The organism is Knoellia flava TL1 (genome assembly GCF_000768675.1).
In the GTDB taxonomy this organism is placed as follows: Bacteria; Actinomycetota; Actinomycetes; order Actinomycetales; family Dermatophilaceae; genus Knoellia; species Knoellia flava.
Window position 1 is genome coordinate 44775 of record NZ_AVPI01000023.1, and the last position, 13326, is coordinate 58100.

The following is a 13326-nucleotide window of genomic DNA, read 5'->3' on the forward strand; positions in this document are numbered from 1 at the left end:
TCAGTCCAGCCCAGAGCGACGCACCTCCCCTCGGGTCTCCTCGTCACGAAGGGAAGTCGTGACCGGCGTCCAGGCGCAGCTGGAGCAGGATGTCGAGAGCGATCGAGTCACCGTCCCGGCCGCCGGCTCCGACTTGGAGCGGGGCGTCGGTGGGCTCGAGGTGGACGCCGGTCAACCGTCCGCGCAGGCTGGGCGGCACGACGAGGACGTACCAGCGGCCGTCCGTGCCGACCGCCGCACTGCGGTCCCGGCGCACGTACCAGCCGACGACGTCGGTGCGCAGGCTCCCGCTCCCGCTGTAGGGACGCGCCCGCAGACGGGTCGGTTCGACACCCGCCGACCGCATCTGCCCGGCGAACGCGGACACCATCTCCGCTGCCCTGCGGGCCTCGGCCTCCGCGACCCGCGCCGCAGCCGCGGCGTGGTACTCGGCGTTCTCCCGAGCCTCGCGGCGACGGACCGCCGCCGGGTCTTCGGGCTCGCTCTCCGGGCGCATCGGCCGATCATCGCAGCCGGGAAGCCCACCACGCCGACCGGCTCGTGTCCGCACTACCGGCGACCATTGGTCAAGACGTCGGTCGGGTGGAACCACGGCCACCAACTCGACGTCTCAGAGACGATGAGGTCGACGGGCGGCACGGAGGGCAAGAGCGGATGAAGACGGTGATGGCGACGCTGGTCGTCCTGTGGCTCCTCGTGGGAGCTGTCGCAGCGTTCCAACGCGGCGACTTCGAGGACGGGAACTGCAGCTCGGTCGCGGACACCGCCGCCATCGTCGCCCTGGGTCCCTTCAACTACGCCGCGCCGGAGACACTGCTGGAGACCTGCTCGCAACCCACGCGTCAGGCTTGAGCGCCCCTCGCGCCCGGAGCTGTCCGTCTCGACCTGTGTTGCCCCCTGCTACTGGTCGGCCTTCACGCGTCGGGTGTCATGGGCCCACATCGCGATCTCGACGCGGTTGCGGGCGCCGAGCTTGGTCATGAGCGAAGCGACGTGGGTCTTGACCGTGCTCAGCCCGACATAGAGCTCCGCGGCGATCTCGGCGTTGGTCCGCCCGCGCGCCACCAACGCGAGCACCTCCTCCTCGCGGTCGGTAATCGGCTCGATGGGCTGCACGGGCGCAACCGGCGCACTGTCGGCGAACGTCGCGAGCAGCCGGCGCGTGACGTTGGGTGCGATCAACGCGTCCCCGTTCGCGGCCGCGTGGATGGCCTGCACGAGCAGCTCCGGCCCGGCGTCCTTGAGCAGGAAGCCGCGCGCCCCGGCCCGCAGCGCACCGAGCACGTACTCATCGAGGTCGAAGGTCGTGATGACGACGACCGCCATCGGGTCCGCCGCGTCTGGCCCCGCGAGCCGGCGCGTCACCTCGACACCGTCGAGCCCGGGCATCCGGATGTCGACGAGGAGGACGTCGGGACGCAGCCGTTGCGCCACCTCCACAGCCGCCAGTCCGTTCGCTGCCTCCCCGACGACCTCGATGCCGGGCTGCGCGCCGAGGATCATGACCAGCCCGGTCCGGACGAGGTCCTGGTCGTCGGCCACGACGACACGGACGCTCATGCGCCCGCCTCCACCGGCAGCACGGCCTCGACCACCCAGCCGCCCTGCGGCCCCGGCCCTGCCGAAAACGACCCACCGAGGAGCTGCGCGCGCTCGGCCATGCCCAGCAGGCCGAACCCTGGCTCGATCGCAGCGTGCACCTCGGTCCGGCCGTCGTCGGTGACGCGCAGCCTCACGACGTCGCCTTCACGGCATACGTCGATCGCGATGAGGGACGCGCCACGCGCGTGACGCACCGCGTTGGTGAGCGACTCCTGCGCGAGCCGGTAGAGCGCTGCGTCCACGGGTCGCGACAGTCGGGACAACGACCCCTCGAGCGAGACCACGACGGTTGGCACAACGTCGGCCCGCGCCAGCGCAGGCAGGTCCGCCACCCCCGGCTGCGGTGCGTAGTCGACGGCGTCCTCCTCGCGCAGCACCCGCACCATCGCCCTCATCTCCGCCAGCGTGCGTGACGCCTCCGACTCGATCGCGGCGAGCACCTCGACGGCCTTCTCGGGCTGCGCACTCGCGACGACCCCACCGGCCTGCGCCTGCACCGCGATCGCCGAGACGTGGTGGGCCACGGTGTCGTGCAGCTCCCGCGCCAGCGCCACCCGCTCCTCGTTACGTATCTCGGACAGTTGACGACGCACGAGGTCCGCGCGGTAGCGGAACACCGCCGCGAGGGCGACGACGAGCAGGAGCAACACGATCCCGCCGAAGACGTCGGCCACACCCGCCGCACCGACAAGCATCCCCAGCGCGACGACGACCGTCACGAACGCCAACCCGACGAGCATCTCTCGCCCCGACCCCCACCGCACCAGCGAATACAGCAGGACGAGCACCGCCATCATGCAGAACAGCCCGGCGTCGCGAGTCCCGGTGACCAGCTGGAGAACCGACAGCACCAGCACGACGCCAAAGCCGAGCAGCGCGGCCACGAGAGGGCGGTCCCGCCGCCAGAGAAGGGCGGGCGCCAGCGCCAGGGCGAGCACCGCCACGAGCAGCCGCCAGGTCAGGTCCGGTCGCACCATGCCCTCGACCACCACCGCCACCGCGAACACCCCCACGAGCGTGCGGTCGAGCCGGCCCACGGGCGGCACGCCGACGGGCCGCGGCTCCTGCCAGAGGGAGCGCTCGGGCCAGAGGGAGCGGCGGACGGTGACCACGGCCCAAGCCTAGGGATCGCGCCGCGACGACGTCTCCACCGAAAGGACGAGAGGCGAACCGTGCCATCGGCCGCCGAACCCCAGCCTCCGGGCCGAGGCGCCGACCACCCGATCCCGGCGACCGTGGAGGCATCGATCCTCATCCACGACCCAAGGAGCCCCGCGATGAGCACCCGTCACCCCACCACAGCCCTCGACGACCAGCCAATGCCGGTGAAGGCCAAGCTCGCCGCCGCCTGGACGAGTTTCGTGCTGCTCTACGCCTACGTCGACATCCTCGGCTTCTACACTCCCGGCACGATCGAGGAGATCCTCGACGGCAGGGTCTTCGAGTTCGACCTCTCCCAAACCTTCTCGATCAGCGCGCTGACCCTCGTATCGGTCCCGATCTTCATGATCGTCCTGTCGATGGCGCTGCCCGCCCGGATCAACCGCATCACGAACCTCGTGGTCGCCGCCCTCTATGTCCCCGCCACGGTGTTCAACGTCGCCGGCGGGTTCTACCTCTACTACTACGGCTTCGGCGTCGTCCTCGAGCTCGTCGTCCTCGCCCTCATCGTGAGGTATGCCGTGACCTGGCCTCGCAGCGCAGAGTCACCGACCAGCCCCGACCGGCAGGCCGTCCCCGCCTTCCGCTGAACCGCAGCACCGAGCCACCGCTCCGGCAAACCTCAGGCGGAGATCTGGGTGACCGGCATCGACGAGTCGGCCGGCAGGTCGAGCCGCGACGCCTCCCGGCCCTTGAGCACCATCTGTGCACCGAGAGCGGCGACCATGGCGCCGTTGTCGGTGCACAGGCCGGGCCGGGGCACGCGCAGCTCGATGCCGGCGTCCTCGCAGCGGGACAGCGCCATCGCGCGCAACCGGGAGTTCGCCGCGACACCGCCACCGATCTGGAGGTGCTGGGCGCCCTGCTCCTTGCACGCGAGGACGGCCTTGCGGGTGAGCACGTCGACGACGGCCTCCTGGAACGAGGCGGCGACGTCGGCGACCGGCACGGCCTCCCCCGCAGCCTCCTTGGCCTGCACCCACCGGGAGACCGCGGTCTTGAGCCCCGAGAAGGAGAAGTCGAAGCGGTGGCGCTCCATGTCACGCCCGGTCGTGAGGCCGCGAGGGAAGTCGATGCTGATCTCGCCGTCGCGGGCGGCGCGGTCGATGTGCGGCCCACCCGGGAAGGGCAGCCCGAGCACGCGCGCCACCTTGTCGAAGGCCTCGCCGGCGGCGTCGTCGATCGTCGAGCCGAGGCTGCGGATGTCGCTCGTGACATCGGGCACGAGCAGCAGCGACGAGTGGCCACCCGAGACGAGCAGCGCCATCGTCGGCTCCGGCAGCGGGCCGTGCTCGACGATGTCGACGGCGACGTGGGAGGCGAGGTGGTTGACGCCGTAGAGCGGCACGCCGAGCGAGAGGGCCAAGGCCTTCGCCGAGGCGACGCCCACCATGAGCGAGCCCGCGAGCCCCGGTCCCGACGTCACGGAGATGGCGTCGAGCTCGCGCAGCGTGACCCCCGCCTCGCGGCAGGCCCGCTCGATCGTCGGCACCATCTCCTCGAGGTGCGCCCGGCTCGCCACCTCCGGCACGACGCCACCGAAGCGGGCGTGGTCGTCGACGCTGCTCGCGACCGCGTCGACGAGCAGGGTCTCGCCCCGCACGATGCCGACACCGGTCTCGTCGCAGGACGTCTCGATCCCGAGGACCAGTGGCTGCTCTGCGCTCATGACTGAGTTCCCCTCTCCCCCAGCATCTTTCGCATGACGAGGGCGTCGACGTTCCCGGGCTGGTAGTAGCCGCGGCGCACGGTGAGCACGGCATAGCCGCGACGGTCATAGAGCGAACGCGCGGCCTCGTTGTCGGCGCGCACCTCGAGCATGAGGGCCTCCGCGCCACCGGCCGCCGCCCGCTCCTCGAGGTCGGTGAGCAGCTCGCCCCCGACACCGCTCCCGCGGTGTCCGGGTGCGACGGCTATGGTCATGAGGTCAGCGACCTGCCCGCCGTGGTCGATGCCTCCGTATGCCGTGATCTCGCCGTCGCGCTCCACGGCCAGGTAGTCGCGGCGCGGGCGTCCGGCCAGCTCGCCCCACCACGACGCCTCGGACCACGCGTCGTCGGGGAAGGCCTCGCCCTCGAGCCGGACGAGGTCGGGGATGTCGGTCCACGCGAGCGGACGCACCCTGCCACCAACCGTCTCCGCCGCAACGCCCGTCGTCGACACGGCCGTCACCGCTTCGCCCGCTCGGCGGTCGTCAGCGCGTCGGGCCGGCGCAGGTAGAGCGGCTCGACCGGCATGTCCACGCCGTCGCGCAGCCGCTCCACGGCCAGCCGCGCGAGCACCGTGGCGTCGACGTCGAGCACGGGCAGCGCGTTGGCGAAGAGCTCTGGGAAGAGACCGGGGCCGCGACCCGCGGTCGGCAGGGCGCGGACCTCGTCGGGCAGGTCCGCGGGACGGTCCACCGCCGGAGCGGTGAGGGTCTCCACGGCACCGGACCGGACGGCATACCGGGCCCAGTAGACCTCCTTGCGCCGGGCGTCGGAGGCGACGAGGAGCTCGCCGTCGACGAGTGGCGCCGACTGCGCAGCGAGGACGTCGAGGCTGCAGATGCCGTGGACCGGGATGCCGAGGGCGTGGCCCATGGTGAGCCCGGTGACGATGCCGACCCGCAGCCCGGTGAACGGGCCGGGGCCGTTGCCGACGACGATGCCGGTGAGGTCTGATGCCGTGACCGCGGCCGACGTGAGGCACGTCTCGACGAGCGGCGCGACCCACTCGGTGTGGGCACGCGGGTCGAGGTGCGAGGCCTGGGCGCGCACGCGCTCGTCGTCGTGGATCGCGACGGTGATCGCGGACGTCGAGGTGTCGATGGCGAGGATCAGCACGGGACACCATCCTTCCAGCGCTCGCCGTGGCCGGAGACGGCGACGGTGCGGCGCTCGGTCTCGGGGTCGGCCTCGAGGACGACCTCGAGCCGGTCGTCGGAGAGATCCTCGGCGAGGCCGTGGCCCCACTCGACGATGGTCACGCTCTGCTCGAGGTCGGCGTCGAGGTCGAGGTCGTCGAGCTCGGCGAACCCACCGAGCCGGTAGGCGTCGACGTGGACGAGCGGCGGGCCGTCGACGAGCGACGGGTGGACGCGGGCGATGACGAACGTCGGCGACGTGATCGGTCCGCGCACGCCGAGCCCCTCGGCGAGGCCCTGGGTGAGGGTCGTCTTGCCGGCGCCGAGACCGCCCGTGAGGATGACGAGGTCACCGGCGCGCAGCGACTGCGCGAGGCTGCGGCCGAACTCGCGGGTGTCGTCGGCGGTGGCGAGGACGCGGGGGCTCACGACGACGCCCTCGTGCGCGTGCGGCCCGTCTCGCGGCCCTCCCGACTCTCACGGCCCTCCCGACCCTCACGGCTCTCGCGCGCCTTGCGGACCCGACGGCCCTTGGCGATGTCGATGATCGTCCGGCGCACCCGCGGCTTGTCGGCGACGGCAACCGCGGTCGCGGCGTCGACCTCGGCGCGGTGCAGCAGCGAGAGGACTTGCCCCGTGATGATCTCGGGGTGCTCGAGCATGATGAGGTGCCCGGCGTCGCGGACGACGACGTGCTCGGAGCCGGGGAGGCGCTCGACGATCTTCTCGCTGTGCGCCGGCGGGGTGAGCAGGTCGCCCTCGCCGTTGACGACGAGCACCTCCTTGTCGACGAGCGTCGTCAGCGTGTCGAGCTCGTCGTGGCCCTGGATCGCCGGGATGAACGCGGCCATGACCTCGAACCGCGTGGCGAGGATGAGGTCGGCGGTGAAGCGCACGAGCCCCTCGCTCACCGGTGAGTCGTAGGAGAACCGGTCGACGATCGAGCTCTCGACGTTGCGGCCGAAGCGGCGCACCGGCGCGAGCCAGCGCTGGTGGGGTGCGAGCCGCGAGAGCAGCCGCGGACCGACCTGACCGATGGCGCGGCCGACGAGCGGGCCCATGCCGAGGTCGGTGAGGCCCTCGCCGCCGGCCGCGGTCGAGATGAACGCCACCGCCATGACCCTGTCGCGGACGAGCTCGGGGCTGTGGCGGGCGAACGCCATCGTCGTCATGCCGCCCATCGAGTGCCCGACGAGCGCGATCGGTCCTTCGGGACAGGTCGCGTCGATGACCGCGCGCAGATCGTGGGCGAGCTGCTCGATCGTGCAGCTCGAGAGGTCGGAGACCTCGGACTCGCCGTGGCTGCGCTGGTCCCAGAGCACGACGCGGTAGCCCGCCTGGACGAAGGCCCGGCGCTGGAGCACCCAGCTGCGCAGGCTGAGGCAGAAGCCGTGCGACATGACGATCGTCGGCAGGTCCGGGTCGAGGTCGCGGGGCGTGTCGATCTCGACGTGGAGGTTGAGGCCGTCGGTCGCGATGACCTTGAGCTCCTCGTCGGCGACGTGGGCGAACCCGTCGGCGGGGTCGAGCTCGTTGAGCCTGCGACGCTCCGCGGCAGCGCGGTCCGCCGCGACGCCCGCCGCTGCGGCCCCGGCGGCGGCAGCCGCCGCCGCTCCGAGTCCGATCGCCTTGCCGACGCCCGCCATCAGGCTCCTTCCCCGACGAGCACCCGGGGCAGCCGGCTGCTCATCCTCGTGACGATCTCGTAGTTGATGGTGCCGATCGCAGCCGCCCAGTCCTGCGCCGTCGGCTCGCCGTCGGCCCCACGACCGAGGATGACGACCTCGTCACCGGCGGCACCGGCATACGAGGGTCCGAGGTCGAGGACGAACTGGTCCATGCAGACGCGGCCGGCCACGGTGAGGCGGCGCCCGTCGACCTGCACCGGACCGAGCGACCCGGCGTGGCGCGGGATCCCGTCGGCGTAGCCGAGCGGGACGAGGCCGAGCACGGTGTCCTCGGTCGTCGTGTAGGCGTGGCCGTAGCTCACGCCCTGGCCCGCGGGTGCCTGCTTGACGAGCGCGAGCCGCGCGGTGACCCGCATCGCCTCGCGCAGGCCGAAGTCCGCGGGCGCGCCGAGGTCGGGCACCGGCGACAGGCCGTAGACGGCGAGCCCGGGACGCACGAGGTCGAAGTGCGCGTCGGGGTTGGTGAGCGTCGCCGCGGAGTTCGCGAGGTGCCGCAGCTGCGGTCGTATGCCGGCCCGCTCCAGCTCAGCGGCCGCCTCGACGAAGCGGTCGCGCTGGGCGAGCACCGTCGGGTGCTGCGGGGCGTCGGCGAGGGCGAAGTGGGACCAGACGCCCACGACCTCGACGGCACCCTCGGCCACGACCGACCCGAGCGCCGCCACGAGGTCGGTCCAGCCCTGCCCGAGGGCGCCGTTGCGACCGAGACCGGTGTCGACCTTGACGTGGATGCGTGCCGCGCGACCGCGCTCCCGCGCGGCGGCGACGACGGCGTCGAGCGCCCACGGCGCCGAGACCGAGATGTCGAGGTCGGCGTCGATCGCCGCGCCGAAGTCGGCGCCGGGGGCATAGAGCCACGTGAGCGCCCGCGTGGTCACCCCGGCGGCGCGCAGCTGAAGCGCTTCGGTCAGCTGGGCGACACCGAGCCACGTGGCGCCACCGGCGACGGCGGCGCGAGCGCTGTGCACCAGCCCGTGGCCGTAGGCGTCGGCCTTGACCACCGCCATGACCTCGGCACCGGCGGCCCGACGAGCGAGCTCGCGCACGTTGTCGCGGATCGCGTCGAGGTCGACCGTCACCCACGCCGAGACGCCCTCGGGCGGCACGGCGGAGACGGGGGCGGCTGACGAAGTCATGGGACGTCCCAGTCTAGGTGGGCGCCCCCGGCGTCGGCCGATGTGGTCACTCCCTCAACCATCTCCGCGTGCCGACAGGCGGTTGCGCGGGCCGTCAGTGGCGGGCGAGAAGGTGCGCCACGGCATGCGGTATGCCGTGTGCGACCGCGAGCGCCCGCACCGGGCCTCCCGCTCCCACCCGGTCGGCGGCGACCCCGTGTACGAGGGCGCCGAGGGCCCCGGCGTCGGCCGGGTCGAGCCCGGCGGCGAGGAGGGTGCCGACGAGCCCGGAGAGGACGTCACCGGCACCGGCGGTGGCGAGCCACGCCGGCGCGTCGGCCTGCGAACGCACCGGCGACCCCGGGTCGGCGGGCACGACGAGCGTCGTCGAGCCCTTGAGGAGCACGGTCATGCCGGTGCGCTCGGCGAGGGCACGGGCGTGGCGAACGGGCTCGGCCTCGACGGCGCTGCGCTCGACCTCGGTGCGCGAGCGCGCCCGCGGGCCCGAGCCCAACCGCGTGAGCAGCCGCGCCAGCTCGCCCGCGTGCGGGGTGAGCAGGGTCGGCAGCTCACGGCGGGCCTCGATGACCTCGTCGTCGACGAGGTCGAGACCGCCGGCGTCGACGAGCACGGGCTCCTCACCGGCGAGGGCGCGGCGGGCGACCGCGAGCTGGGCGACCGCCTCGCGACGGCTCGCACGGACGTCGAGCCCGGGTCCGACGACCCATGCCTGCACGCGGCCTTCGCCGTGCACGGCCTCGGGGACCGCCGCGCGGACGAGACCCTCGGGTGTCGGGGTGCCGACGTAGCGGACCATCCCCGCCCCGGCCTCGACCGCCGCGGTGACGGCGAGCACGGCGGCGCCGGAGTAGTCCTCGCCCCCGGCGACGACGCCGAGGACGCCGCGCGAGTACTTGTCGTCGTCGGGTCCGGGCACCGGCCAGAGGTCGGCGACGTCGTCGTGGCCGAGGCGGACGACGGCCGGCTCGGTCTCGAAGGTGAGTCCGATGTCGACGACGGTGAGCGTGCCGCAGGCCTGCTCGGTGGGCGGCAGGAGGTGGACCGGCTTGGCGACCGAGAAGGTCACGGTCTCGTCGGCGAGCACACCGTCGGGGTCGAACGCACTGCCGTCGGCGGCCTGTCCGGAGGGCAGGTCGACAGCGATGACGTGGGCGTCGTCGGGGATGGCGCGAACCCAGTCCGCCGCCTCACCGGGAAGTCCGGGACGGCCGCCCAGCCCGAGGACGCCGTCGAGGACGATGTCGGCCTCGGCGATGTCCTCGATGGCCTCGGCACCCGAGACGAGGACGACTCCCGCCGCGCGGGCGGCCTCGAGCGCCCCCTCGTGGGCCCTCCCCCGGTCGAGCGCGGCGGCGCAGGCGACGCCGGCCTCGGCGAGGTGCGCCACGGCATACAGGGCGTCCGCGCCGTTGTTGCCGGGGCCGACGAGGGCGATGACGGTCTCGGCGTCGAGCTGCGAGATGCGCGCCGCGACGACCTCGACGAGCCCCTCGACCGCACGGGCCATGAGCTCGCCCGAGGCGAGCTCCTCATCGAGGGCCGCCTCCGCGGCATACACGTCCTGAGGGCTCCACGCCTCGATCACGGCTCAGCCTTCCGCGATGACGACGGCCGAGGCGATCCCGGCGTCGTGGGAGAGGGAGACGTGCATGGAGGTGACGCCGAGCTCGTCAGCGCGTGCCTGCACGGTGCCCTGCATGACGATGTGCGGGCGCCCGTCCTCACCACGCTGGACCGTGACGTCGGTCCACGCCAGTCCGACCGGGGCGCCCAGCGCCTTGGCGAGGGCCTCCTTGGCGGCGAAGCGGGCGGCGAGCGAGCGCATCGGCAGGCCGCGCTCGGCCTCGGTGAAGAGGCGGGTGCGCAGGCCGGGCGTGCGCTCGAGCGTCTCGGCGAAGCGCGGGATGTCGACGACGTCGATCCCGGTGCCGACGATCATCGCTGCGTCCCGCCCGTCACCGGCACCCGATCACTCGACCGTGACGCTCTTGGCGAGGTTCCTCGGCTGGTCCACGTCGAGGCCCTTGGCGGTCGAGAGGTGCAGGGCGAAGACCTGGAGCGGCACGACGGTGAGCAGCGGCTGGAGCAGCGGCGAGGTCTGGGGCACGCGGATGACCTCGTCGGCGAAGGGCACGACGTCCTCGTCACCCTCCTGCGCGATGACGATGGTGCGGGCGCCGCGGGCGCGGATCTCCTGGATGTTGGAGACGACCTTCTTGTGGAGCTCGTGCGGGGTGTCGGGCCCGGGGACGACGATGAAGACGGGCTGGCCGGCATCGATGAGCGCGATCGGGCCGTGCTTGAGCTCGCCGGCGGCGAAGCCCTCGGCGTGGATGTAGGCGAGCTCCTTGAGCTTGAGCGCGCCCTCCATCGCGATGGGGAAGCCGACGTTGCGGCCGAGGAAGAGCACCGAGCGGGTGTCGGCCATGAAGCGGGCGATCTCCTTGACCCGCCCCATCGTGCCGAGGAGCTCCTCGATCTTGGCCGGGACCTCGTGCAGCTCCTTCATCACGGCCTGCGCGTCGTCGGCGTAGGTGCCGCCGCGCAGTTGCGCGAGGTAGAGGCCGAGCACGTAGCACGCGGTGATCTGGGCGAGGAAGGCCTTGGTCGAGGCGACGGCGATCTCGGGGCCGGCATGGGTGTAGAGGACGGCGTCGGACTCGCGCGGGATCGTCGAGCCGTGCGTGTTGCACACCGAGATCGTCAGGGCGCCGAGCTCACGGGCGTGCTTGACGGCCATAAGGGTGTCCATCGTCTCGCCGGACTGGCTGATGCTCACGACGAGGGAGCGCTCGTTGACGATCGGGTCGCTGTAGCGGAACTCGTGGGCGAGCGAGACCTCGACGGGGATGCGGGTCCAGTGCTCGATGGCGTACTTCGCGACCATGCCGGCGTAGGCGGCGGTGCCGCAGGCGACGACGGTGATGCGGTCGACGTTCTTGAGCTGCTCCTCGCTGATGCGCAGCTCGTCGAGGACGAGTCGACCGCTGTCGTCGGTGCGCCCGAGCAGGGTGTCGCCGACCGCGTGCGGCTGGTCGAAGATCTCCTTCTCCATGAAGGTCGCGTAGCCGCCCTTCTCGGCGGCCGCGGCGTCCCACGTCACCTCGTAGGCCTTGCCCTCGGCCGGCGTGCCGTCGAAGTTGATGACCTCGTGACCGTCGGGCGTGATCGTGACGATCTGGTCCTGGCCGAGCTCCAGCGCTTGGCGGGTGTAGCCGATGAAGGCGGCGACGTCCGAGCCGAGGAAGTTCTCGCCCTCGCCGAGCCCGACGACGAGCGGGCTGTTGCGGCGGGCACCGACGACGACTCCGGGCTGGTCCGCGTGGACCGCGAGCAGGGTGAACGCACCCTCGAGCCGGCTCACGACCTGACGCATGGCGGCCGTGAGGTCACCGGTCTCGTCGAAGGCGCGGCCGACGAGCTTGGCCGCGACCTCGGTGTCGGTCTCGCTCTCGAAGGTCACGCCCTCCGCGAGGAGCTCCTTCTTGAGCGAGTGGAAGTTCTCGATGATGCCGTTGTGGATGAGGGCGAGCTTGTCGTCGTCGCCACCGCGGTGCGGGTGCGCGTTGCCGTCGGTCGGGCCGCCGTGGGTCGCCCAGCGCGTGTGGCCGATCGCCGTCCGCGACGTCGCGAGCGGCTGTGCCTCGAGCGCGCCGCGCAGGTTCTCGAGCTTGCCTGCCCGCTTCTGCGACTCGACGCCGTCCTCGGTGACGAGGGCGATGCCGGCCGAGTCGTAGCCCCGGTACTCGAGCCGCGCGAGGCCCTCCATGACGACGCCCTCGGCACGAGAGTCCATGGCCGGGCCGACATATCCGACGATTCCACACATGGCCGCAAGCGTAATGGCTCGCTCGCCCACCCCCGAACCGTCGGCGTGGGCAACAATGGCCCGCGTGTCTGCCACACCCGCCGAGCCCGGCGCGCTGCCGGAATCCACGGCACCGTTGCCCTCCCCCTACCTCGACTTCACCCGTGAGGACTGGGCCGCGAGGCGCGACAACCACCCGCTCAGCCTCACCCCTGACGACGTCGCCAGGGTCACCGGTCTCGGCGACCGTGTCGACCTGCGCGAGGTCGAGCAGGTCTACCTCCCGCTCTCACGCCTGCTCTCCTTCTACGTCAACGCGACGGCCGGCCTGCACCGCGTGACGACCGACTTCCTCGGCGAGCGTCCGGCCAAGGTGCCCTTCGTCATCGGCATCGCCGGGTCGGTGGCCGTGGGCAAGTCCACGACCGCCCGCGTCCTGCGAGAGCTCCTGCGCCGCTGGCCCCAGACCCCGCGCGTCGACCTCATCACGACCGACGGCTTCCTGCGCCCCAACGCCGAGCTCGAGGCGCGAGGACTCCTGCAGCGCAAGGGCTTCCCCGAGTCCTACGACCGGCGCGCCCTCCTGCGCTTCGTCGCCGACGTGAAATCCGGTATGCCGTCCGTGCCGGCCCCCGTCTACTCGCACCTCACCTACGACATCGTCCCGGGCGAGCAGATCGTCGTCGACCAGCCCGACGTGCTCATCGTCGAGGGCCTCAACGTCCTCCAGCCTGCGACGGTGCGCTCGGACCAGCGCACCCGGCAGGTGCTCTCGGACTACTTCGACTTCTCGGTCTACGTCGACGCCCCCGTGGAGCAGCTGCGCACCTGGTACGTCGAGCGCTTCCTGCGGCTGCGCGAGACCGCGTTCGCCGACCCCGAGTCGTACTTCCACCGCTATGCCGACCTCACCGACTCGCAGGCGCGCGAGACCGCGTCGGGCATCTGGGAGCGGATCAACGAGCCGAACCTGCTCCGCAACGTCGAGCCCACGCGCGACCGGGCGACGCTCGTGCTCTCCAAGGGAGCCGACCATGCGGTGACCCACATCAGGCTCCGCCGGCTCTGACGCCACGCGTCGGGCGAACG

15 protein-coding genes are annotated in these 13326 nt (G+C 72.4%); 3 read left to right on the top strand and 12 right to left on the bottom strand.

Annotation, left to right across the window (positions count from 1 at the left end; genetic code table 11):
* Positions 1-43 precede the first annotated feature (43 nt).
* Positions 44-496 carry a hypothetical protein gene (locus N798_RS09360; RefSeq protein ID WP_035947976.1) on the bottom strand — a complete coding sequence of 151 codons (453 nt, stop codon included), beginning with the start codon at positions 494-496 and terminating at the stop codon, positions 44-46.
* Between the two features lie 158 nt (positions 497-654).
* On the opposite strand from N798_RS09360, the gene N798_RS09365 reads away from it, so the two are divergent.
* A complete protein-coding gene (locus N798_RS09365; protein WP_035947977.1) occupies positions 655-852 on the top strand; it encodes a hypothetical protein in 198 nt (65 codons plus the stop codon).
* Positions 853-900: 48 nt separating this feature from the next.
* Here N798_RS09365 and N798_RS09370 read toward each other — a convergent pair whose 3' ends face one another.
* Both N798_RS09370 and N798_RS09375 read right to left on the bottom strand, forming a co-directional pair.
* The gene (locus N798_RS09370; RefSeq protein WP_035947978.1) at positions 901-1560 is read right to left on the bottom strand and encodes a response regulator; all 660 of its coding nucleotides are present in this window, start codon (positions 1558-1560) and stop codon (positions 901-903) included.
* A complete protein-coding gene (locus N798_RS09375) occupies positions 1557-2714 on the bottom strand; it encodes a sensor histidine kinase (RefSeq protein WP_035947979.1) in 1158 nt (385 codons plus the stop codon). Before N798_RS09375 ends, N798_RS09370 begins: the two co-directional genes overlap by 4 nt.
* Before the next feature lie 165 nt (positions 2715-2879).
* On the opposite strand from N798_RS09375, the gene N798_RS09380 reads away from it, so the two are divergent.
* Positions 2880-3353, top strand: a complete 474-nt coding sequence (locus N798_RS09380; protein ID WP_035947980.1) for a DUF6326 family protein — start codon at positions 2880-2882, stop codon at positions 3351-3353.
* Positions 3354-3385: 32 nt separating this feature from the next.
* On the opposite strand, the gene tsaD is transcribed toward N798_RS09380, so the two are convergent.
* The 9 genes from tsaD to glmS all read right to left on the bottom strand — a co-directional run bounded on the left by tsaD (position 3386) and on the right by glmS (position 12258).
* On the bottom strand, positions 3386-4432 hold the full coding sequence (gene tsaD / locus N798_RS09385) for a tRNA (adenosine(37)-N6)-threonylcarbamoyltransferase complex transferase subunit TsaD (protein ID WP_035947981.1): 1047 nt from the start codon (positions 4430-4432) through the stop codon (positions 3386-3388).
* Entirely contained in the window at positions 4429-4884 is a 456-nt protein-coding gene (gene rimI, locus N798_RS18105) for a ribosomal protein S18-alanine N-acetyltransferase (protein WP_035948023.1), read from the bottom strand. The genes tsaD and rimI overlap by 4 nt, the downstream gene beginning before the upstream one ends.
* Before the next feature lie 47 nt (positions 4885-4931).
* Complete coding sequence (gene tsaB / locus N798_RS18110; RefSeq protein WP_035947982.1) at positions 4932-5588, bottom strand: tRNA (adenosine(37)-N6)-threonylcarbamoyltransferase complex dimerization subunit type 1 TsaB; 657 nt, start codon at positions 5586-5588, stop codon at positions 4932-4934.
* Entirely contained in the window at positions 5582-6037 is a 456-nt protein-coding gene (gene tsaE, locus N798_RS09400) for a tRNA (adenosine(37)-N6)-threonylcarbamoyltransferase complex ATPase subunit type 1 TsaE (RefSeq protein WP_035947983.1), read from the bottom strand. The genes tsaB and tsaE overlap by 7 nt, the downstream gene beginning before the upstream one ends.
* Complete coding sequence (locus tag N798_RS09405; protein WP_035947984.1) at positions 6034-7254, bottom strand: alpha/beta fold hydrolase; 1221 nt, start codon at positions 7252-7254, stop codon at positions 6034-6036. Before N798_RS09405 ends, tsaE begins: the two co-directional genes overlap by 4 nt.
* Positions 7254-8429 (bottom strand): alanine racemase, encoded by a 1176-nt coding sequence (alr, locus tag N798_RS09410; protein ID WP_035947985.1) that lies wholly within the window; start codon positions 8427-8429, stop codon positions 7254-7256. Before alr ends, N798_RS09405 begins: the two co-directional genes overlap by 1 nt.
* Before the next feature lie 94 nt (positions 8430-8523).
* Positions 8524-10014 carry a bifunctional ADP-dependent NAD(P)H-hydrate dehydratase/NAD(P)H-hydrate epimerase gene (locus N798_RS09415; protein ID WP_035947986.1) on the bottom strand — a complete coding sequence of 497 codons (1491 nt, stop codon included), beginning with the start codon at positions 10012-10014 and terminating at the stop codon, positions 8524-8526.
* 3 nt (positions 10015-10017) lie between these two features.
* Positions 10018-10368, bottom strand: a complete 351-nt coding sequence (locus N798_RS09420; RefSeq protein WP_035947987.1) for a holo-ACP synthase — start codon at positions 10366-10368, stop codon at positions 10018-10020.
* A 30-nt stretch (positions 10369-10398) separates the two neighbouring features.
* Positions 10399-12258 (bottom strand): glutamine--fructose-6-phosphate transaminase (isomerizing), encoded by a 1860-nt coding sequence (gene glmS / locus N798_RS09425; RefSeq protein ID WP_035947988.1) that lies wholly within the window; start codon positions 12256-12258, stop codon positions 10399-10401.
* 55 nt (positions 12259-12313) lie between these two features.
* On the opposite strand from glmS, the gene coaA reads away from it, so the two are divergent.
* Positions 12314-13306, top strand: coding sequence for a type I pantothenate kinase (gene coaA / locus N798_RS09430; protein WP_052117113.1), 993 nt, complete (start codon positions 12314-12316; stop codon positions 13304-13306).
* Positions 13307-13326: the final 20 nt, after the last annotated feature.